General features: G+C 71.3%; 21 protein-coding genes. 12 read left to right on the top strand and 9 right to left on the bottom strand.

Annotation, left to right across the window (positions count from 1 at the left end):
• Window positions 1-2 precede the first annotated feature (2 nt).
• The 6 genes from ACWGQ1_RS00500 to ACWGQ1_RS00475 all read left to right on the top strand — a co-directional run bounded on the left by ACWGQ1_RS00500 (window position 3) and on the right by ACWGQ1_RS00475 (window position 5,935).
• Window positions 3-542, top strand: coding sequence for a GbsR/MarR family transcriptional regulator (locus ACWGQ1_RS00500; RefSeq protein WP_378803147.1), 540 nt, complete (start codon window positions 3-5; stop codon window positions 540-542).
• Between the two features lie 514 nt (window positions 543-1,056).
• A complete protein-coding gene (locus ACWGQ1_RS00495) occupies window positions 1,057-2,259 on the top strand; it encodes an SIR2 family protein (protein ID WP_452312132.1) in 1,203 nt (400 codons plus the stop codon).
• A gap of 387 nt (window positions 2,260-2,646) precedes the next feature.
• Complete coding sequence (locus ACWGQ1_RS00490) at window positions 2,647-3,036, top strand: GntR family transcriptional regulator (protein ID WP_136032229.1); 390 nt, start codon at window positions 2,647-2,649, stop codon at window positions 3,034-3,036.
• Window positions 3,033-3,947: an ABC transporter ATP-binding protein gene (locus ACWGQ1_RS00485; protein WP_136036255.1), complete on the top strand. Its 915-nt coding sequence runs from the start codon at window positions 3,033-3,035 to the stop codon at window positions 3,945-3,947. The genes ACWGQ1_RS00490 and ACWGQ1_RS00485 overlap by 4 nt, the downstream gene beginning before the upstream one ends.
• Window positions 3,947-4,630, top strand: a complete 684-nt coding sequence (locus ACWGQ1_RS00480; protein WP_136036254.1) for a hypothetical protein — start codon at window positions 3,947-3,949, stop codon at window positions 4,628-4,630. The genes ACWGQ1_RS00485 and ACWGQ1_RS00480 overlap by 1 nt, the downstream gene beginning before the upstream one ends.
• A gap of 171 nt (window positions 4,631-4,801) precedes the next feature.
• Window positions 4,802-5,935 carry an FUSC family protein gene (locus tag ACWGQ1_RS00475; protein WP_240745343.1) on the top strand — a complete coding sequence of 378 codons (1,134 nt, stop codon included), beginning with the start codon at window positions 4,802-4,804 and terminating at the stop codon, window positions 5,933-5,935.
• Window positions 5,936-5,987: 52 nt separating this feature from the next.
• Here ACWGQ1_RS00475 and ACWGQ1_RS00470 read toward each other — a convergent pair whose 3' ends face one another.
• Entirely contained in the window at window positions 5,988-6,578 is a 591-nt protein-coding gene (locus tag ACWGQ1_RS00470; protein WP_136036253.1) for a winged helix-turn-helix domain-containing protein, read from the bottom strand.
• A 21-nt stretch (window positions 6,579-6,599) separates the two neighbouring features.
• On the opposite strand from ACWGQ1_RS00470, the gene ACWGQ1_RS00465 reads away from it, so the two are divergent.
• Window positions 6,600-7,343 carry a hypothetical protein gene (locus ACWGQ1_RS00465; RefSeq protein ID WP_452312131.1) on the top strand — a complete coding sequence of 248 codons (744 nt, stop codon included), beginning with the start codon at window positions 6,600-6,602 and terminating at the stop codon, window positions 7,341-7,343.
• A gap of 18 nt (window positions 7,344-7,361) precedes the next feature.
• Here the strand turns inward: ACWGQ1_RS00465 and ACWGQ1_RS00460 are convergent, their stop codons facing one another.
• Window positions 7,362-7,595 (bottom strand): type II toxin-antitoxin system HicB family antitoxin, encoded by a 234-nt coding sequence (locus ACWGQ1_RS00460; RefSeq protein WP_247982543.1) that lies wholly within the window; start codon window positions 7,593-7,595, stop codon window positions 7,362-7,364.
• A gap of 464 nt (window positions 7,596-8,059) precedes the next feature.
• Between ACWGQ1_RS00460 and ACWGQ1_RS00455 the strand changes: the two genes are divergently transcribed.
• From ACWGQ1_RS00455 to ACWGQ1_RS00440, 4 genes are read left to right on the top strand one after another with little or no spacing between them, the layout of a single operon-like run.
• Window positions 8,060-8,689: an RNA polymerase sigma factor gene (locus tag ACWGQ1_RS00455; protein WP_240744591.1), complete on the top strand. Its 630-nt coding sequence runs from the start codon at window positions 8,060-8,062 to the stop codon at window positions 8,687-8,689.
• Window positions 8,686-9,141 (top strand): hypothetical protein, encoded by a 456-nt coding sequence (locus tag ACWGQ1_RS00450; RefSeq protein ID WP_136032244.1) that lies wholly within the window; start codon window positions 8,686-8,688, stop codon window positions 9,139-9,141. Before ACWGQ1_RS00455 ends, ACWGQ1_RS00450 begins: the two co-directional genes overlap by 4 nt.
• A gap of 36 nt (window positions 9,142-9,177) precedes the next feature.
• Window positions 9,178-10,749: a S8 family serine peptidase gene (locus ACWGQ1_RS00445; RefSeq protein ID WP_452312130.1), complete on the top strand. Its 1,572-nt coding sequence runs from the start codon at window positions 9,178-9,180 to the stop codon at window positions 10,747-10,749.
• A gap of 45 nt (window positions 10,750-10,794) precedes the next feature.
• On the top strand, window positions 10,795-13,242 hold the full coding sequence (locus ACWGQ1_RS00440) for a CHAT domain-containing protein (RefSeq protein ID WP_452312129.1): 2,448 nt from the start codon (window positions 10,795-10,797) through the stop codon (window positions 13,240-13,242).
• A gap of 265 nt (window positions 13,243-13,507) precedes the next feature.
• Here ACWGQ1_RS00440 and ACWGQ1_RS00435 read toward each other — a convergent pair whose 3' ends face one another.
• From ACWGQ1_RS00435 to ACWGQ1_RS00405, 7 genes are all read right to left on the bottom strand, one after another.
• Entirely contained in the window at window positions 13,508-13,852 is a 345-nt protein-coding gene (locus tag ACWGQ1_RS00435) for a type II toxin-antitoxin system PemK/MazF family toxin (RefSeq protein WP_136032251.1), read from the bottom strand.
• Window positions 13,852-14,085 carry a ribbon-helix-helix protein gene (locus ACWGQ1_RS00430; RefSeq protein WP_136032253.1) on the bottom strand — a complete coding sequence of 78 codons (234 nt, stop codon included), beginning with the start codon at window positions 14,083-14,085 and terminating at the stop codon, window positions 13,852-13,854. The genes ACWGQ1_RS00435 and ACWGQ1_RS00430 overlap by 1 nt, the downstream gene beginning before the upstream one ends.
• Before the next feature lie 33 nt (window positions 14,086-14,118).
• A complete protein-coding gene (locus ACWGQ1_RS00425; protein WP_136032255.1) occupies window positions 14,119-14,895 on the bottom strand; it encodes a DeoR/GlpR family DNA-binding transcription regulator in 777 nt (258 codons plus the stop codon).
• A gap of 91 nt (window positions 14,896-14,986) precedes the next feature.
• Window positions 14,987-15,868: a ketose-bisphosphate aldolase gene (locus tag ACWGQ1_RS00420; RefSeq protein WP_452312128.1), complete on the bottom strand. Its 882-nt coding sequence runs from the start codon at window positions 15,866-15,868 to the stop codon at window positions 14,987-14,989.
• Window positions 15,865-16,809: a hexose kinase gene (locus tag ACWGQ1_RS00415; RefSeq protein WP_452312127.1), complete on the bottom strand. Its 945-nt coding sequence runs from the start codon at window positions 16,807-16,809 to the stop codon at window positions 15,865-15,867. Before ACWGQ1_RS00415 ends, ACWGQ1_RS00420 begins: the two co-directional genes overlap by 4 nt.
• Window positions 16,806-17,798, bottom strand: a complete 993-nt coding sequence (locus tag ACWGQ1_RS00410) for an ROK family protein (RefSeq protein ID WP_452312126.1) — start codon at window positions 17,796-17,798, stop codon at window positions 16,806-16,808. Before ACWGQ1_RS00410 ends, ACWGQ1_RS00415 begins: the two co-directional genes overlap by 4 nt.
• Window positions 17,799-17,823: 25 nt before the next feature.
• A complete protein-coding gene (locus ACWGQ1_RS00405; protein ID WP_452312125.1) occupies window positions 17,824-18,723 on the bottom strand; it encodes an SIS domain-containing protein in 900 nt (299 codons plus the stop codon).
• Between the two features lie 301 nt (window positions 18,724-19,024).
• Between ACWGQ1_RS00405 and ACWGQ1_RS00400 the strand changes: the two genes are divergently transcribed.
• Entirely contained in the window at window positions 19,025-20,272 is a 1,248-nt protein-coding gene (locus ACWGQ1_RS00400) for an extracellular solute-binding protein (RefSeq protein WP_136033332.1), read from the top strand.
• The last annotated feature ends 125 nt before the right edge of the window (window positions 20,273-20,397 follow it).

Below are 20,397 nucleotides of genomic sequence, written 5' to 3'. Positions count from 1 at the left end.
CGATGACGCGGGCACCGGGCGGGGAGGCCGCGAACGCCGACGACGGGTCGGACGCGACGGCGGGCGATGCCGAGCAGCAGCGCGAGCACCGGGGCGTGGAACCGGCGGAGCAGGCGGCGGCGATGCTCACGGCGGCGGGGATGCCGCGGATGCCGGCGCGCGTGATGATGGCCCTGGTCGCGGCGCCCGAGGGCGGGTACACCGCGGCCGAGCTGGCCGAGCGGCTCGGCGTCTCCCCCGCGGCGGTGTCGGGGGCGGTGCGCTACCTGCAGCAGCTGCATTTCATCCAGCGGCGCCCGCGGCCGGGTGAGCGCCGTGACCGGTACGCGTTCGTGCACGATCCCTTCTACCGCTCGATCGTGGGCAACCTTCCCGTGTACGCGCGGCTCGCGGAGTACATCGACGACATCGCGGGCGCACACGGCGACGATCCCGACGCGCAGGCGCGGGCGGTCGAGCTGGCCGCGTTCTTCCGTTTCCTGTCCGCGCGCATGCGGCAGATCGTGGAGGAGTGGCACGAGTCGCGGCACGACCGGAGCTGATCGTCGCGATCCCGAGGGTTGACACGCGCGTGGGTTACACCTCCCGGACTCGACTCCAGCCTGGCCGTTGCACCGGTCAACACACCGTGCGCACTTCGAACCGAAAGGCGCTGGCATACGAAACCATGGTCCGGTGCGCAGTAGAGTGCCCTTCTTCGAGAACCCGCTAACGGGCGCAGTCATCGATCGCGTCTCAGAAGAGGACGCACCTCTTCTCTTGTACTGCGGCGCTGGCGTAACGATTGACAGAACGGGCCATAGCTGGAGCGCGCTTATCCAGTCTTGCTTCCCGGACCGACACTCCAAGAACTACGCAAATGGGCCAAGGCGGGCGGATATTGAAGCTCTTGATTCAATCGCGCCCGAACAACTTGCCTCGAGCCTTATTCACACACTCCGAATGGTCGCCGCTGGGTCAAAGCAATCACTGCAAGACACTCTTCGCAAACGGATAAAGCGATCGCTGTATGGAACCGCTGCTAGCTGGCAAGGCGGACGGCTCTCGCGGAACATTGTGCAGCTCGCAGTCTTTCGCTCGCTTCGCGACCGCCAAACCACGATCTTCACCACTAACTACGACGACTACATCGAGCAGCGCTATCGTGAGACTCGTGAGTCCATCGAGACTCTGACCGAGGTGGGAGTGCCCGGCCTCCGCGTGACGGGCCTCGGACGCGAGGACCCCATCTACGAGATTGAGCCGCTCCGTCTTGAGCGAGACGCTTCTGGCGCGTACATAACGCTTGTCTACCTCCATGGGCGCGTCCCCTCGGCAGGCCCAGTGAGTTGGCCGATTGTGCTTGACGAGAACAGCTATGCGGCGACAGCGACTGCTGTCGGCGCTTCACTCGTGCGTGGCTTCGAGACCCACCCGCTATCCCTCATCGTTGGCAGCAGCTTGCAGGATTTGCCTCTGGTTCGAGCCCTCAGTTCCACCCGTGGAAGTGGTGAGCGGCTGGCGGTTCTTACGAAAGGAAGCCATGCCTCCGACCTCACGGCTGACGGCGATTCCCTGAGCCTGGATCTTCTTCGCGACCGTGCCGCTGAGCTTGCTGTGACTCCCATCTTGGCCGACTTCCATGGCCAAGTCGCGCAGCTAACAGGCGAGATGACTTTGCGAACTGCATTCCGGAAGGGGCGAACCGACGAGCCCCTATCTTGGAGCTACATGGAGCGGCTCGACGGCTGGTGGCAAGAGTGGTCAGCTAACTATGGGCAAGACGACCTTCTGCCCGAGCGACTTCAGGATGCACTGCAAGGCATCCTGCCGCTCTTCGACATTGCGCCGAACACAGATCCGCTGCAAACAGAAGTCGAACGCTACCGACTCGAGATCTGGGTCCGAGCATTTCCGCTCGCCCCCGAGCGGCAACTGGTTCGGTGGGCGTCATCTGACGGACGCACACTCGACGGTGCTAAAGGCAAGTGCGGGCATCTCGGAACACAGAGCTACCTTGCGCCAGTTCGCGCATTCGTCGAAGGCCGTGCGGGCACGTACGACGTCGCAGACCTGGAGAAGGGACGCGAGTCCATCGACAGGTACACGTCCAAATCGTTCCTGGCAGTTCCGATTCGAGCGCGCGACTGCGTAGTCGGAGTACTCACTCTAGCTTCGAGCAATCGACTCGCGACGGCCCGCATGACGAGGTCAAGCGAGACCACCGAAAAAGCCGTTGCCTACCTGTTGGACCTAGGTCAGCGCCTTCTCGATGCGTAGTCAGTGACTGTTCGCGTACGCCACGAAGACCTCACGCAAGTGACTTTGATCTCGGACCCGGACCGATTCTCGGGCCTCGCGAACTCGTTGCTCAGCGACCGACCGAGCAGTGGCGCGAGTCGAGGATTCGGCGGCACGGGAACGAGCCGGAACTCGATCCTGATTGCTGGTCATGCCGATGCCTCCATGCGATAACTCTATCCGCCCACATGCTCGATGTCTTCATCCTGCCTGGAAAATCGGGCGTGTCTTCAGGTCCCTCGCCGGTGAAGTAATCGCTCACCGGGCACGACCGGAGCTGATCGTCGCGATCCGGAGGGTTGACATACGCGTGGGTTACATGGTTACTTAGTCGAGTAAGTAACCCACCAACCCAGCGGAGGACTCGTGATCGAAGAAGGCAAGCCGCTCTTCCTCCAGATCGCCGAGCAGATCGAGGACTCGATCCTCGACGGCTCACTCGCCGAGGAGGCGCAGGCCCCTTCCACGAACGAGCTCGCCGCGTTCTACCGCATCAACCCCGCCACGGCGGCGAAGGGAGTCGCGATGCTCACCGAAAAGGGAGTGCTCCACAAGCGCCGAGGCATCGGCATGTTCGTCTCGGAAGGCGCCAGGGACCTGCTCCTCGGCGAGCGCCGCGCGGCCTTCGCCGACCGCTACATCGACCCGCTCCTCGCGGAGGCCCGCACGCTGGGCCTCGGCGCGGAAGACCTCGCGGACCTGCTCCGGCAGCGCGCCGCACACACCCCCACCCCAGAAGGGAAGAACCCCGCATGACCGCCGTCATCGAGGTGCAGAACCTCACCAAGCGCTACAAGGAGAAGAGGGCGCTCGACAACGTCTCGCTCGCCCTCGAAGCGGGCTCGATCTACGGGCTCCTCGGCCGCAACGGTGCCGGGAAGACGACCCTCATGTCGATCCTCACGGCCCAGAACTTCGAATCGTCCGGCACCGTGAAGGTGTTCGGCGAGCACCCGTACGAGAACGCACACGTGCTCGGCCGCATCTGCTTCGTGCGCGAGAGCCAGAAGTACCCGGACGACGCCTACCCCAAGCACGCGTTCAAGGCCGCGAGCCTGTTCTTCCCGAACTGGGACCAGGCGTTCGCCGACGAGCTGATCGCGGAGTTCCAGCTGCCGATGAAGCAGACCATCAAGAAGCTGTCGCGTGGACAGCTCTCGGCGGTCGGCGTGATCATCGGACTCGCCTCGCGCGCCGAGATCACCTTCTTCGACGAGCCGTACCTCGGGCTCGACGCGGTCGCCCGGCAGATCTTCTACGACCGCCTAGTGGAGGACTATTCGGAGCACCCGCGCACCATCATCCTGTCCTCGCACCTGATCGACGAGGTGTCGAACCTCATCGAGAAGGTCATCGTGATCGACAACGGACGGATCCTGCTGAACGAGGACACCGATGCCGTGCGCGACCGCGCGGTGACCGTGGTGGGCGAGGCCGCGAAGGTCGACGCCTGGGCGGAGGGCCGCGAGATCCTGCACCGCGACGAGCTCGGCCGGGTGGCCTCGGTCACCGTCATGGGCCGGCTCTCGCCCGAGGAGCGCTCCGCGGTCGTCGCCGCGGGCCTCGACCTCACGCCGGTGTCGCTGCAGCAGCTCGTCGTCCGGCTCACCCAGAAGAACGACGCCGCCGCCGACAGAGCCGGTGCGGTGAAGGAGGAGGTCCGCTGATGCGCACGTTCAACGTCATCCGCCTGCAGCTGATCAACAAGGGCACCTTCATTTGGTACCCGCTCATGATCCTCGGCGCGGCCACGATCATCTCGATCCTGATCTACGCGATGATCCCCGTCGACACCCCCAAGTACGGCGGGGGCGGCCAGGCGCCGCTCTGGTACTTCTTCGCGGTGGGCATGTCGGCGATGACCCTCACGTTCCCGTTCTCGCAGGCGATGAGCATCACGCGCCGGGAGTTCTTCTTCGGCACGATGCTGACGGCCATCCTCGGCAGCGCGATCATGGGCGTGCTCTTCCTGATCGGCGGCGGCATCGAGATGCTCACCGACGGCTGGGGGGTCAACGGCTACCTGTTCTACCTGCCGTGGCTGTGGGACGCGGGACCCCTGGGCGCCTTCGTGGTGTTCTTCACGCTCGCCCTGTTCTTCTTCGTGGTCGGCTTCACCGGCGCGACGATCTACAAGAGCTGGGGTCAGCTGGTGCTGCTGATCGTGAGCATCGGCCTGGGGCTCATCCTGGTGGGGCTGGTGTTCCTCGCGACACGGCTCGACCTGTGGAACCACGTCGGCGCGACGATCATGGACCTCGGCGCCCTCGGCCTGGCCGTGTGGGGCCTGGTGATCACCGCCGTCCTGACCGGCGTCTCGTTCCTCGCCTTCCGGCGGACCATCCCCTGATCGGACCACCCGGCACGAGGGATGCCGCGGCCGCGCACTCGGTGCGGGCCGCGGCATCCGTGCGTCCGGGCACTACCCGCAGACCGCAGCGGAGGCAACCCCACTCCTCCGCCGTCCGTTCGCGCGTAACGTCCAGGAGCAGAACCCGCCCGTCCGAGGAGAGAGCATGCCGTGACGCCCGAGGAACGCCGCCTCCGCGACCACCCGCGCCTGCGCCTGCGCGAACGCCGGTCGTACCTCTCGCGCACCCTGCGCGACGCCGTGCGACCGCCGCGGCTGCTGCTCGTGGCGAAGACGGCGCTCGCGGTCGGGCTCGCGTGGGCCGTCGCGCCGCACATGCCGGGCGTCACCGACGAGTATCCGTACTACGCGCCGCTCGGTGCTCTGGTGAGCATGTACCCGACGCTGATGGGCTCGATGCGCTCGAGCCTGCAGACGCTGTTCGGGCTCGCCGCGGGCATCGGCCTGGCTGCCCTGATCGTGCTCACCGTCGGTCCGACGTGGTGGACCATCCCGCTCGTGGTGGGTCTGGGCGTGCTGCTGTCGGGCACGGGGTGGTTCGGCGCCGGGCGCGAGTACGTGCCGATGGCCGCGCTGTTCGTGCTGATCATCGGGGGACAGAACGCCGACGACTACTCGGTGGGGTACCTGGCGCAGATGGCCGTCGGCGTGGTGATCGGGCTCCTGGTGAACCTGCTGATCGCGCCCGCACCGCTCGCCGCGGCGGCTGCGTCGAGGGTGGAGTCCTTCCGCACGCAGCTGGGCGAGCACCTGCACGACATCGGGTACGCGGTGTCGGAGTCGTGGCCGCCGGAGACCGCGCAGTGGGCGGAGGACGCGGCGTCCCTCGCCGAGACCACCGCCGATCTGCGGGCGGCGCTGGCCGAGGCCGACGAGAGCGTGCGGTACAACCCACGCGCGCGACGCCGGCACGTGGGGACAGCGCACATCCACGAGGACCTCTCGACGCTCGACCGGATCGCCCACCTGATCCGCGACATCGCCGATGCGACCGCCGACACCATCTGGGACCGGCCCGCCGCCATCCCGCTCGACCCCGCGCTGCCCGAGCCCCTGTCGGCGGCCTGTCACGCGGTGGCCGACGTGATCGCCGAATCCGATCCCGGCTCCAGCGAGGCGCACCGCCGGCGGGGTGAGGCCGCGCGGGCGATCCGCCTGCTGCTGGAGCGTGTGGACGACCGCACGTTCGACGCGCGCAGCACGATGGGTCCCGGCGTGCTGACGGCGATGCACCTGCGGAGGATCCTGATCCTCAGCGGCGAGCGCCCGGACGGCGACGCGTGAGTCACGGCGATGCGTGAGCCAGGGCGACGGGTGAGTCAGGGCGACGGGTGAGTCAGATGGTGTCGTCGGCGACGACGATGTCGAGCTGCCAGTAGCGACCGTCGGGGTCTGTGGCGTCGTGCGCGTCGTCGGCCGCCGACAGCACGTCGTTGACCTGGCGCATCACGTCTTCGAACTCGGCCTCGGTCAGGCGGATCGTGCGCTGCACGAACGACGCGTGCACCTCGGTCGTGCGGCCGGCGACGTACTCGGGGCTCCAGGCGAGTACGCGGCGCACCAGCTCGCCGTGCTCCTCCGCCAGGGCGGCGACCACCGCGCCGCCGAGCGCCTCATCGGCCACCGGGTTCTGCGGGTCGCCGAGGTTGAGGGCGCGCTTGCGTCCGGTCCAGACCCGGTCGCGGCGGTCGCGCGCGCGGTCGGGAGCCTCCTCGATGAGTCCGGCGTCGGCGAGCACCCGGAGGTGGAAGCTCGCGCTGTTCGCGGGAACGCCGAGCTCGGCGGCGATGTCGGCGGCCCGCAGGTGCTCGCGGCGCGCGATGAGGCGCAGGATCCGGCGGCGCAGCGGATGCGAGTAGGCCTTCAGCATCGCCGAGGTCATGAAGACGGCGTCGTCGCCCGCGCTCGTCCCCGCGTCGTCGGCCATGCCCCGATCCTACCGGCCGCGGTGACCGCCTGGATGCTGCGGCGCCAGACGCGACGGGCGGGGATCGCCGACACCGGAGCCGAGGACGACGACGTGCCGGCGGACGAGCCGGCCCTGCGTCCCCACGCGGGGCGCGAGCTGCGGGAAGGCTTCACGTGGCTGCTCTCCCGCCGCGACCTCGGTGGCGTGATGATCATCCTCACCATCGTGAACCTCGGGTTCAACGCGGCCATCACGACCGTCGTCTACGCGCTGCAGCAGGCGGGGCACTCCGAGCTGCTGATCGGCACCCTGAGCGCGGTGATCGGCGCGGTCATGCTGGTCGGGGCCGTGCTGGCGCCGCTGCTCGTGCCGCGCGTCCCCGCGGGCATCCTCACGGTGGGCGGCCTCGCCGTCGTCGCGCTCGGCGCCGTCGCCCTGACCACGGTGCGCGAGCCCTGGGCGATCGCGGTGGTGCTCGGCGCGTCGGTCCTGCTGCTCCCCGCCCTGAACGCCGCCCTCCTCGGCTACTTCATGGTCGCGACACCCTCGCGGCTGCTCGGCCGCGCGAACAGTGCCATCGGGGTGCTCGCGATGGGAGCGATGCCCCTGGCCCCGCTGATCGCCGGGTTCGGGCTCTCCTGGCTCGGCCGCGAGGGCACGATCCTCGTCTGCGCCGGCCTGTGCCTGGTCGCGGCCGCGCTCGCGCTCGGCAATCGCGCGCTGCGTGCCCTCCCGGTCGAGGCGCGGTGGGCCGAGCACGCGGCCACCTTCGCGGCCGAGTAGCGCGAGGGCGGGCGGGAGTCAGGCGCCGATCAGTCGACTGACGGCCAAGCGGTTGAGCGACACGTGCTGCTCCGCCGCGTCGATCGCCAGCCGACGGTGCGCCTCCGGTGTAAGCCGAACCAGGAACTTGCCGGAGTAGGAGCGGTCGGAGATGGCCACCGGCGGCTCCTCCCCGTTCGCCGTCATGTCGTCGAGCACATCGGCGACGAGCTGTCGGATACCCCGGAACGCGTCGCCCTGGTCCTCAGACACCCAGGACAGCGAAGGCAACTCGGCAACCGTGCCGACATACGCGGCGTCCTCCGGGGACCATCGAACGCGGTATGCGTAGTGGTCAGGCTTCACCGTCGGCATGTCCCGCTCCCTTCAGTCTGTCGATCGCCGCCAAGACCTGCCGGGCCTGGTAGGCCTTCGCCGCTCCGTGATCGCTCTGGATGTTCACCCGCGGGTCTCCTGCCCAAGGCATTCGATACACGCGATGGGAGGTGCCGCGCTGCCGCGGCTCTCCGAAGTGATGATCGCAAACGCTCACAAGGGTCGGCGAATCGCACGCCTTTCGGTTGCGCCCGCATGCGTGCAACGACGTCTTCCATAGAGCCCATGATCGTGGATGGTATCAATAACGATACCATCCACGATCCGCCTGTGGAAAGCCCGCCCTCATGTATCACCGGGCTCTTGCCGTGCTCCTGGTAGGTGTGATCACAATGGGCTTCATGATCGACGGTGCCTCCGGCGCCGCCCCCCTCGATCCTGCATCCGACGACGGCCGGGCACGGTGGGAACGTGCCGCTGACCTGTTCGGCGCATGGCGCGAAGGCGACGGCCGCGCGATGGATGAGCTCGTGCGACTGCTGTCGCCCGTGCTCTGGCACGTCGTCCGCGCCTACGGGCTCGAACGCACCCTCGCGGAAGACGTGGTGCAGACCACGTGGCTGCGGCTCGTCCGCGGTCACGGCTCGATCGCCGACCCGCGCGCCGTGTCGGCCTGGCTCACCACGACCGCCCGCCGCGAGGCGTGGAAGGCCGCGAAGGCCAACGGCCGCATCGACACGACCGAGGCCGACGACCTCGACACCCTCCTGCCCGAACAGGCCTCGGCCGAGGACCACGCGACGCTCGGCGACGAGAACCGCCGACTCTGGCTCGCCGTGCGCCGCCTGACCGAGCGGTGCCAGCGCCTGCTCCGCGTGATCGCCTTCGACGACCGCCCCGACTACGCCCGCCTCGCGACCGACCTCGGCATGCCCGTCGGCAGCATCGGGCCGACCCGCAGCCGGTGCCTCGCCAAGCTGCGCGACCTGCTCGACGCCCCGGCGCCGCACACCGGAGGGGGACGCTCATGAGCGATCACGACGACGCCCGCCTGTTCGCGCGCCTGCGCACCGTGTGGGACGAGATCGACCCGGTGCCGGCCGGACTGATCGACCGCATGGTCGCCGCGGTCGCCGCCGACGGGCTCAACCGCGAGTACGCGCTGCTGACCCTCGTGGAGGGGCAGCTCGGCGCCGTGCGGGGAGACGCCGACGCGCTCACGCTGCAGTTCAGCGACGGCACCACGAGCATCCTGCTGCACGTGACCACCACCGCGTCCGGACGGCGCCGCGTCGACGGCTGGGTCGACACCACCGCCGCGCGGATCGTGCTGGCCCAGGGCGACCGCACGCGCACCACGACGCCCGCGGAGACCGGGCGCTTCCAGTTCGACGACGTCCCGCCCGGGCTCAGCCGCGTGCGGCTGACCACGCTCGACGGCGACGAGGAACGCACGCTGGAGACCCCGCAGTTCGAGCTGTGACGGCGGGCGAGGGAGCCCGCACGGAGAGGATGACCGATGGAGCAGCCCCAGGGATGGACGTGGCAGGACCGCGCGGAAGGATCGATCCGCCGCGGCACCGCTCTCGACCCGAGCACGGAACCCGTGGACGGCATCCGCGCCTTCCCCACCGCGTACCTGCCCGAACGCCTGCTGATCACGCGCACCGTCGGTGACCAGGAGGCATACGACCGCGAGGTGCGCACGCTGCGCGACGCCGCCGACACCTTCGGCTGGCGGCTCGAGATCGAATCGGCGGAGCGCGAGGTCGGCGGCGACGAGCTGGTACCGGGCGTCGCCGGGTTCCTGCGCGCGCGCCTGACCACGCCCGATGAGCCGACCAGGGGCGAGTCGCCCGTGGCACCGGACGCCTGGCGGGTGCTGCAGCGGGCACGGCGCCTGTCGCGGTCGACCATGCCGCGCACGAGCCTCGAGCACGTGCTGTCGATCGACCCCGTCGGCCTCAACCCCTTCACGCGCACGAACCCGTTCACACGCACCAACCCGTTCACCCGCACCAACCCCGTGCGCGGCGCCGGTGCGGGCACCGGCGGCAGCGACGACTACCTGGAGCCGGGCCGCGGGGCGCGGCAGCCCGTCTCGTGGCTGGGGCCCGCCCCGGTGCGCGCCGCGGCGCCGAAGAGCGGACGACGCCCGGTCGTCGCGGTGCTCGACACGGGCTGCGGCGAGCACGCCTGGCTGCCGTCCGACATCGTCACGCGGCACATCGAGCTCGACGGCGTCCCGGTCGGGCTCACCGACGACGCCGACCCCGAACGCTACCCCGACCTGTACGGGCAGCTCGACGGCGAGATCGACGCGGTGGCCGGGCACGGCACGTTCATCTCCGGGATCGTGCGGCAGACCGCACCCGACGCCGACATCCTGTCGATCCGGGTGGCCGGCGCGCTCGGAGTGGTCGACGAGAGCACCCTGCTGGAGACCGTGGCGCAGGTGGTGGAGCTGCTGCGCCGGCACCGGGAGGACCCGAAGACGGGCTTCCCCATCGACGTGCTCAACCTGTCGCTCAGCTACTACCACGAGACCCCGACCGACGGGCTGTTCAGCCGCACGCTGTACGAGCTGCTGGCGAAGGCGCGCGAGCTCGGCTGCGTGGTCGTGTGCTCGGCCGGCAACGACGCGATCGACCGGCCGTCCTTCCCGGCGTCGCTGTGGCCGTGGCCGGGAGCCGACAACGGGCTGCCCGCCGACAAGGGCGCCCCGCACGTGGCCGTCGGCGCGCTCAACCCGTCGTCGCGCTCGGTCGCGCTGTTCTCCAACGTCGGGCCCTGGGTGCACGTGTACGCCCCGGGCGCGGCGGTCGTCAGCACCTCGCCCGCGTTCGTCGGCGGTGCCCAGGCGGCGACCAGGGCCGACGTCGACGGCCTGGTGCGCGAGACACTCGACCCCGACGACTACGGGGGCGGCTTCGCGGTCTGGAGCGGCACGTCGTTCGCAGCGCCGTACCTCGCCGGTCGCATCGCGGCGGAGCTCGGGGCCGTCCCGGTGGCGGGCGCGACCGCGGCCGCGGCGGCGAAGGCCGTGTCCGCCGTGCTCGCCGAGCTCCCCGACCCGCACGACCGCGGCTGACCCGCACTCTTCCCCACCGGGGTCGCGGCACGGCATCCTGGACGGATGCCCCTGTCCGCGAGCGAGTTGCATCGACGCGGCGTCGACGCGGCGAACACGCGACGGTTCGCGCAGGCCCGCCGTGCCCTCGACGCCGCAGCCGCGCGCACCGACGACCCCGAGTTGCGCGCCCGGATCGACGGCACCCGCGCCTACGTGCTGACGCAGACCGGTGACCCCGCGGCCGCCGAGGAACTGTGCCGGGCGGCCCTCGCGCGCGCGGGACTGCAGCCCGAGACGGTGGCGCTGCTCGGCGGCCAGCTCGGCACCCTGCTCATGCACCGCGGACGACTGCCCGAGGCCGAGGCCGAGCTCTCCCGCGCCATCGACGCGCTCTCCGCCGCGGAGGCCGAGAGCACCGAGCTCGCGAACTGCCTGATGAACCGCTCGGTCGTGCGCATGCAGCGCCACGAGCTCGACGCGTGCGTCGCCGACCTCCGCCGCGCCCTCGCCGTGTATCAGGCGCATGACGCCCGCGGCCCGGTCGCCGAGGCCACGCACAACCTGGGCTATGCGGCGCTGCTGGGCGGCGACCTCGTGGGCGCCCTCGCGCTCATGACCCGCTCCCGCCCCGCCCTGGCGGAGGCGAGCGACCTGGCCGCCGCGATCGCCGACCTCGATCGGGCCGAGGTGCTCCGCGACGCGGGCCTGACGACCGAGGCGGAGGTGCTGCTCGGGCGGGTGGCCGTGCAGTTCGGGGCGCAGCGCATGCGGCAGGCGCGCGGCGAGGCGGAGTTCCACCTGGCGCGGTCACTGCTGCGCCATGATCCCGCGGCCGCCGAACGCGCGGCACGTCTGGCCGCCCGACGGTTCACCGCCCTCGCGACACCGGGGTGGACGGCGCGGGCCGAGGCCGTGCGACTGGAGGCACGGCAGCGCGCCCACCCCGACCGGGCGATCCCGGCCGAGGAGTTCGAGCGTGTCGCCCGTGACCTCGACCGCAGCGGATTCCGCACCGAGGCGACGGCGCTGCGCCTGGCCGCACGGCGCGACGGAGCCGGGCGGCTGCCCCGCATCGCCGCGTCCGCCCCCACGCCCCTGCGGCTGCGCGTCCACGAGGTGCGGGCGGCGAGGGCCCTGCACCGAGGCCGTGACCGGGCGGCGCTGCGGGCCGCGGGCGAGGGCCTCGACCTGCTGTCGTCGTGGCAGCAGTCGTTCGGCGCGCTCGACCTGCAGGCCTCGGTCGCGATGCACGCGAGCGACCTCGTGTTCACCGGGCTCACGGCGGCGGCGCGCCTCGGCGACCCGGAGACCCTGTTCGAGTGGTCGGAGCGGGCGCGTCACCTCAGCCAGCAGGTCGCGCCGGTGCGGCCCCCGCACGACGCGGACCTGGCGGCGGACCTGGCGGAGCTGCGGATGCTGCGGGCAGAGCTCGCGGGTGCCGACTGGACGACCGACGCGCGGGTGCGGATGCTGCGCGACCGGGTGCGCGAGAGGCAGTGGACGGCGACCGGCTCCGGCGCCGCGCGCGAGCGGCTCGGCCTGGCGGCGGCGTCTGCACTCCTCCCGCACGACACCGCGGTGTTCTCCTACGTCTTCACCGGCTCCGAGCTGCACGCCGTGGCGGTGACCGAGGGCCGGGCGCGCATCGTGGAGCTGGACTGGCCGCGGGTGCGGGCGGCGCTCGACGGGCTGCGGGCCGACCTCGACATGGCCGCTCTCACCCGCGGCGGTGCGATGGGTGCGGTCACGCAGCGGTCCCTCGTCGCGCGGCTGGAGCTGCTCGACGCGGGGCTGCTCGCACCGCTGCGGCGGGCCGTGCCGCGGGCGTCGCGCGTGGCGATCACGGTGCCCGGCATCCTCGGGGGCGTGCCGTGGGCCATGCTGCCCGGCATGCGCGGGTTGCCGTTCACGCTCGTCACGTCGGTGTCGCGGTGGCTCGGAGCCGAGCGGGCACCGCGCGCCGCGTCGCCCGTCGTGGGCTTCGCCGCCGGTCCTCGCGTGCGCCGCTCGGGCGAGGAGGTGCAGCGTGCGGCCTCGGCCTGGACGGACCGTGCCTCGACGCGCGTGTACGAGGGTGCGGAGGCGACGGTGGGTGCGGTGACGGCCCTCGCGGGCGACGCGGAGCTGCTGCACATCGCGGCGCACGGACGGCACGCGGTCGACAACCCCCTGTTCTCCGGGTTCGAGCTGAGCGACGGCACGCTGTTCGGCTACGACGTGGACCTGATCCCGCGGGCGCCGCGCACCGTGATCCTGTCGGCGTGTGAGCTGGGGCGCTCGTCGGTGCGCTGGGGGGAGGAGGCGCTGGGCATGACGCGGGTGTGGTTGCACGCGGGCACCGAGTGCGTGATCGCGGCACCCGTCGCGGTGCCCGACGACGATGCGTGCGAGCTGCTGGCGACCGTGCACGCCGGGCTGACCGAGGGCGCTGCACCGGCGGACGCCCTGGCCTCCGCGGCCGTCACGACGGGCGTGATCGCGCCGTTCCAGTGCCACGGCGACGGATTCTGACCTTTTTCTCCAATCGGTGTATCAGAACCGCAGGCGGTGACTCCTGTTCTTCGGAAGGTGTCGCAGGCGAAGGGCCTCGAAGGAGGAGGCGCGAGGGAGGCGCCGTCGGATCTGGGGAAACAGCGCACTGGGGAGCGCGCACGACAGGGACACCAACTGCTCTGGGGAGCCGCGGATGCAGCCGCGACACCTCACAGGGCCTCGGCGATCTGGGGACGCCGGGGCCCTGGGGGTGCGCCCGCGCGGGCTCAGGCGAGGAGCACCGTCACAGGTCGAGGAAGTCTCCCAGCCACAGCCGGACGGAGGCGAGACAGTCCGCGGACACCCTCCCCGCGACGCCCGTGATCCGTTCCCGCGTGAGCGTGCGCGGCTGCTCGGTCATGACCCAGGACGGACGGTCCAGTCCGCTCGGCCCGTCGATGCGGATGTGATTGGGCCACCCACGGTCGGTCGTGGTGATCGGCAAGCCGATCACCAGGGTGGTGACGGCGTCCAGATACCCGGCGGAGGCGACGAGGAGGACGGGTCGGTGTCCGCCCTGTTCGCGGCCGCGCACCGGTTCCAACGACACCCAGACGATCACTCCGGGGGCGAGATCAGGGTCTGCCATCAGGAGGCGTCTGCCGATTCGACCCGCTCCCACGCCGCCGTCTCGGCCGCATGCGAAGCGGCGTCCTCGGGAGAGGAGAGGGCGACCGCCGTGCGCAGCGACTCGAGGCGTCGGCGGCGATCCTCGGCGTCGGCGAGATGGGCGAGGTGAGCGCCCAGTGTCAGCCCGTCGCGAGCCGCCTGATCCTTCAGCCGATCGCGGAGCTCGTCACTCACCTTGATCGTCGTGGTCATACTTTCAGTATACCGAGCCCTCGCTGCGCGGACTCAGGCGAGGAGCACGACGTACCCGGCGGTGCGCAGCGCCTCGACCAGCGCGGGCTCGGCCCCGCGGTCGGTGATGACGGTGTGGAACAGCTCGGGTCCGCCCACCGCGGAGAACGCCTCGACGCCGAGCTTGCTGCCGTCGGTCACCACGACCGCGCGCCGGGCACGCTCGGCCATCATGCGGTTCACGGCGGCCTCGCGCTCGTCCTGCGTGGTGGCACCCGCCGCGGCGTCCATGCCGTTCACGCCCAGGAACGCGATGTCGAGCCGCACCCCGCGCAGCAGCTGTTCCACGAACGGCCCCACGAGCTCGTACGTGCGGGAGTGGATGACGCCGCCGGTGACCACGACCTTGATGTCGGGCCGCGTAGCGAGCTGTGCCGCGATGTTGACCGCGTTCGTGACGACCGTGACCCCGCCGTCGGCGGCCAGGTCCTCCCTGGCGGCGAGGGCGGCCGCGATCGCGGTCGTCGTGGTGCCCCCGGAGAGACCCACCACCATGCCGGGCGACACCAGGTCGGCCGCGGCCTGGGCGATGCTCGCCTTCTCGTGCGTGCGCAGGTGGCTTTTGTAGCGGATGGGCAGCTCGTAGGCGACCGTCTGCGCCACCGCACCGCCGTGCGTGCGCGTGAGCAGGCGCTGCTCGGCCAGGGTGTCGAGGTCGCGGCGGGTGGTGGCCGGCGAGGCGCCGAACCGGTCGACGAGCTCGTCCACCGTGACCTCACCGCTGGCGGCGAGCAGGTCGAGGATCGCGTTCAGCCGTGCCGCCCGCTTCACCGCGTGCTCCCGGAGGAGTGCTGCGGCGGGAACCCGCGACCTCCGTGGTGACGGCCGACCGCGAGCGCCTGCGGCCCTGTCGCCGCCACGCTCATCCCTCGGCCGCCGTGTCGGTCTGCAGCGCGAACAGCCGCAGCATCCGCGCCGCCTCCTGCGCCAGCGCGTCGCGGGCGGGTGCGAGGTACTTGCGGGAGTCGACCAGCCGCTCGTCGCGGTCCAGCACATCGCGCACGGCCCGCGTGAAGAAGCCGTTCAGATGGGTCGAGACGTTGATCTTGGTCATGCCCGCCCGCACCGCGTCGGCGATCACGGCGTCGGCCACCCCGGAGGATCCGTGCAGCACGAGGGGGACGTCCGCCCCGGCCGCCCCGGCGCCGCGCAGTGCCGCCCGCAGCCGCGCGATGAGGTCGAGGTCGAGCGACGCCGTGCGGTCGGTCATGGCGTGCGACGAGCCGACCGCCACCGCGAGGGCGTCCACCCCGGTCGCGGCCACGAAGGCCCTGGCCTCGTCGGGGTCGGTGCGCACTCCGGGTGCGTGCGCGCCGTCCTTGCCGCCCACCTCGCCCAGCTCGCCCTCCACGAACACGCCAGCCCGGTGTGCGCGCGCGGCGACCTCGGCCGTCAGCGCGACGTTCTCGTCGTAGGGCAGCGCGCCGCCGTCGAACATGACGGAGCCGAACCCGAGTGCGACCGCCTCGTCGACCAGCTCCGGTCGTTCGGCGTGGTCGAGATGCACCGCGACCGGTGTCTCCGCCCGGCGGGCCAGCGCGAGCGAGGCGAGCGCGATGGGCTCCAGGCCGCCGTGATAGTCGGCGCAGTTCTGCGAGATCTGAAGGATCACCGGGAGTCCCGCGAGGGCGGCGGCGCGCACCAGGCCCTCCGCGGTCTCGAGGTGGATCACGTTGAACGCGCCGATGCCGGTTCCGGCGTCCGAGGCGGCGGTGACGAGTTCTCTGGCGGAGACGAGGGTCACGAGGGGTCCTTTCGAAACAGGGCGGGGTCGGGGCGGGTCACGCGCAGGTGCTGCGCGAGCGCGGTCCAGCGGGGCGAGATGTCGCCGGCGAGCGGCATGAGCACGGCCGCCGCCGACCAGGCCGTCGCGCGGCGGAGCACCGTCTCGGGGTCGCGCTCGCCCTCGGCGTACAGCACGGCGCAGGCGGCGACCCCGGCGTCGCCCGCACCGGTCGGGTTCCCCGCGAGGGGCTCGTCGAGTCGCGCGTGCACGAGCTCGTCGTCGGTCACCGCGAGCATGCCGTCGGCGCCCAGCGAGAGCAGCACGAGCTCGGCACCACGCTCCAGCAGGGTGCGGGCGGCGTGCACCGGGTCGTCGATGCCGGTGGCTTCCGCGAGCTCGGCGGCGTTGGGCTTGAGCACGGTGGCCCCGGCGTCGGCGGCCCGCAGCAGCGCGGGGCCCGAGGTGTCGACGATCACGGGCACGCCGGCGTCACGCGCCACGGCGATCAGCATCGGCAGCAGCGCCTCGGGGGTGCCCGGCGGCACGCTGCCCGAGATCACGAGCACGCCCGCCGCGGGGAGCCGCTCGACCACCTCGGCCAGCACCGCCCCCCATTCCGCGTCGGAGGGGCTGACGCCGCGCTCGTTCACGATGGTGGTGTCGCCCGCGGACTCGTCGACGAGGGCGATGCTGCGCCGGGTCTCCGCCGCGACGGGCACGAGCACGTACGGGACGCCGCTGGCGCTCAGCTCGTCCGCGAACTCGGCGCCCACGCGGCCGCCCGCGGTCGTGACGGCGAGCACGGGTGCGCCCTGCGCATGCGCGACCCTGGCCACGTTGAGGCCCTTGCCGCCCGCGCGCGCGGCCCCCGCGTCGGCGCGGTGCGTGCCGCCCTCCACGAGCCGGTCGACGCGCCAGGTCAGGTCGAGCGCGGGGTTGGGCGTGACGGTGAGGATCACGTCAGCTCCCTGGCCCGCAGGGCCGCACCGATCAGACCCGCGTTGCCGGAGAGCTCGGCGGGCACGAGCACCGGCAGCCGGTGGAAGCTGAGCCGCGCGGCCAGGCGGCGCCGCAGCTCGTCGAACAGTGCTCCTCCGGCGCGCGAGAGCCCGCCGCCGATCACCACGGCCTCGGGGGCGACCACCGCGGTGAGCTGCGCGAGCGACATCGTGAGCGCGTCGAGCGCGGAGTCCCAGATCGCGGCGGCGACCTCGTCACCCGCGGCCGCCCTGGCGATCACGTCTTTCGCGCCGTCGGGCACGACCCCGGTGGCCTCCCGATAGCGCCGGGCGATCGCACCGGCCGAGGCGACGGCCTCCAGGCAGCCGCGCGCGCCGCACGGGCAGGCCGGGCCGTCGGCGATGGGCGAGTGGCCGATCTCGCCGGCGTAACCGCCCGCGGTGTACGGCCGTCCGCCCACCAGGAGGGCGCCCGCGATGCCCGTGCCGATGACGAGGATCACGGCGTCGTCGTAGGCGCGTGCTCCGCCGAGGCGGTGCTCGGCCCAGCTGGCCGCGCGCACGTCGTGGTCGAACGCGACGGGCAGACCGAGGCGTTCGCGGGCGAGGTCCCGCAGCGGGGCGTCGCGCCAGCCCATGTTGCTGGCGAACACCCCGACGCCCGCGTCGGCGTCGACGATGCCGGGCACCACGAGGCCGACCGCCTGCGGCACGACCTCGGGGTGTGCGTCGCGGAGCTCGGCGGCGAGCGCGTCCAGCCGGTCGAGGATCGCGTGCGTGCGGTCGCCGGCGACGACGGGCGTCGGGGTGCGCCGCAGCCCGAGCGCCGTGCCGTCGGCGTCGAAGAGGGCCGACTTGATGTCGGTGCCGCCCACGTCGAACGCGAGCGCCGGGGCACCGGGGCCGAGCGAGCGCACCGCGGCGAGGATCTCGCCGGAGGCGTCCTTCTCGACGTCGGGGATCGCGTCCACTCCGTCGATCGGGGTCATCGTTCGGCTCCGGTGCGTGCGCGGGTCATGCATCCAGGATGACGGATCGCGTGAGGTTGCGCGGCTGATCGGGGTCGAGTCCCCGCGCGAGGGCACGGTCGAGGGCCGTGCGGTGCAGGCGCACGAGGTCGGCGAGGGGGTCGATGGCGCGGTGCTCGAAGCGGGCGCCCGTGGCACGCACGTCGTCGGCGAGCCCGTCGGGGGCGTCGCCGAACTGCCAGGTGACGCGGCCGGGGGCGGCGATCGCGATCGGGCCGTGGCGGTAGTCCATCGACGGGTAGGCCTCGGTCCACGACTGCGACGACTCGCGCAGCTTGAGGGCGGCCTCGTGCGCGAGCCCGATGGTCCAGCCCCGTCCGAGGAACGTGTACTGCTCCGCGTCACGCAGCTCGGCGTCGACCTCGGGCTCGGCGAGCACGGCGGTCGCGTCGGCGATCGCCCCGCTCAGGTCTTCCCCGAGCGAGGCGCGGAAGAGGGCGAGGGCCGTGGTGGCGAAGCGGGTCTGCACGACCGACTGCTCGTCGGCGAACGGCAGCAGCACGGCGTCGTCGACGAGCGAGACCAGCGGGGAGTCGGGGTCGCCGATGACGCCCACGGTGCGCACGCGTCCGCGCACGCGCTCGACCAGGTCGAGGACCTCGCTCGTGGTGCCGGACCGCGTGAGGGCGACGATGGCGTCATAGCCGCGGTCGACGAAGGCCTCGGAGGCGGCGAACGCGTCGGTCTCCCCGTGTCCCGAGGACTCGCGCAGCGCGGCGTAGGACTGCGCCATGAACCAGGAGGTGCCGCATCCGACGACCGCGACCCTGGCCCCGCGGGCGGGCAGCCGCCCCTGCTCGGCGGTGAGATCGGCGGCGCGCTGCCACATCTCCGGCTGCGAGAGGAGTTCTTCGCGCATGTGCGCGCCGGGCAGGTTTTCGGTCATCGGTCGACCCTTTCAGACGAGTAGTTGCGTATTTGTGATTCTTTCGGGTGCTTTTCGATCATAGTATGTCACCACCATCGAGCAAGATCGGGCGAACGCTTGATTTTGTTTGTTTGCCTGACAAATAATCTGTACGTTCCACCCAAGCTTCGGCTTGACCCGAGAGGTCGCCCTCACCGCGATCGATCACCACGCACCGTCGCGTGAAGAGTGTTCTGCGACTGTGCACCACCCCCGCTCCGTCGGACGGCGGCTCGCCCGCCCACCGACCACGGCACACACAGTGAGGAATGCAATGCCCATGAAGAAATCACTGCGGTTCGGGGCGGCTGCCGTCGCGGCCGTCGCCACGCTGTCGCTCGCCTCGTGCGGATTCGGCGGTTCGGGCGGCGACAGCGGCGGGGACGCCGACGGCAAGACCACGCTCGACCTGCTCGTCCCCAGCTACTCCGACGCGACGAAGGGGCTGTGGGAAGACGTGATCGACGGGTTCGAGAAGGAGAACCCCGACATCGACGTGAAGCTCGAAGTGCAGTCGTGGGACAACCTCGAGAAGGTCATCTCCACCAAGATCCAGGCGGGCGAGGCTCCCGACATCTACAACGGCGGGCCGTTCGCCGGGTTCGTCGGCGACGAGCTGCTCTACCCGGTCAAGGACGTCGTGTCGGACGAGGTCTACTCCGACTTCCAGGACTCCTTCATCAAGAACGCCGAGATCGACGGCACGGCCTACGCCCTGCCGCTCATCGCCTCCGCGCGCGCCCTCTTCGTCAACAACACCCTGCTGCAGCAGGCGGGGGTCGAGGCGCCCACCAACTGGGACGAGCTGCTCGACGCGGCCACCAAGGTCTCCGCGCTCGGCGGCGGGGTCGCCGGATACGGCATGCCCCTCGGCTCGGAAGAGGCACAGGCCGAGGCGGCCGTGTGGCTGTGGGGCGGCGGCGGCTCGTTCGGTGACGCGTCCGAGATCACGATCGACACCCCCGAGAACCTCGTCGGTGCCGAGCAGATCAAGAAGATGATCGACGCCGGTGCGACCCAGGCCGACCCGGGCTCCACGCAGCGCTCCCCGCTGATGGACATCTTCATCCAGGGCAAGATCGGCATGCAGGTCGGCCTGCCGCCCACGGTCGGGCAGATCGCCGACAGCAACCCCGAGCTGGACTACTCGATCGTCCCGATCCCGACCAAGGACGGCTCGCCGTTCACGCTCGGCGTCATGGACCAGCTGATGGCGTTCCAGAACGACGACGACAAGAAGGACGCGATCACCAAGTTCTTCGACTACTACTACGCTCCCGACGTGTACGTGCCGTGGGTGCAGGCCGAGGGCTTCCTGCCCGTCACCAAGTCCGGCGCCGAGAAGCTGTCCGGCGAGGAGGCGCTCAAGCCGTTCCTCGACGTGCTGCCCGACGCGCAGTTCTACCCGTCGACGAACCCGAAGTGGTCGGCCGCCGACGGTGCGTTCAAGTCGCTGTTCGGTCAGCTCCAGTCGAAGCCGGCACAGGACGTGCTGACCGAGATCCAGGCGCAGGTCGACGCGGGCTGACCCGCAGAACGGAGAGGTTCGGGTATCCCATGAGCCAGACCACAGAATCCTCGAACCTCGCGGGGGCGGCGACCCGGCCGATGGCGGGGGCCTCGGCGGACGGCGTTGACCCGGATGCCCTCGTC

This window comes from Microbacterium sp. NPDC055599 (assembly GCF_053618975.1).
Note: the sequence above shows the minus strand (reverse complement) of the source record. Positions and strands in the feature narration are given on the sequence as shown.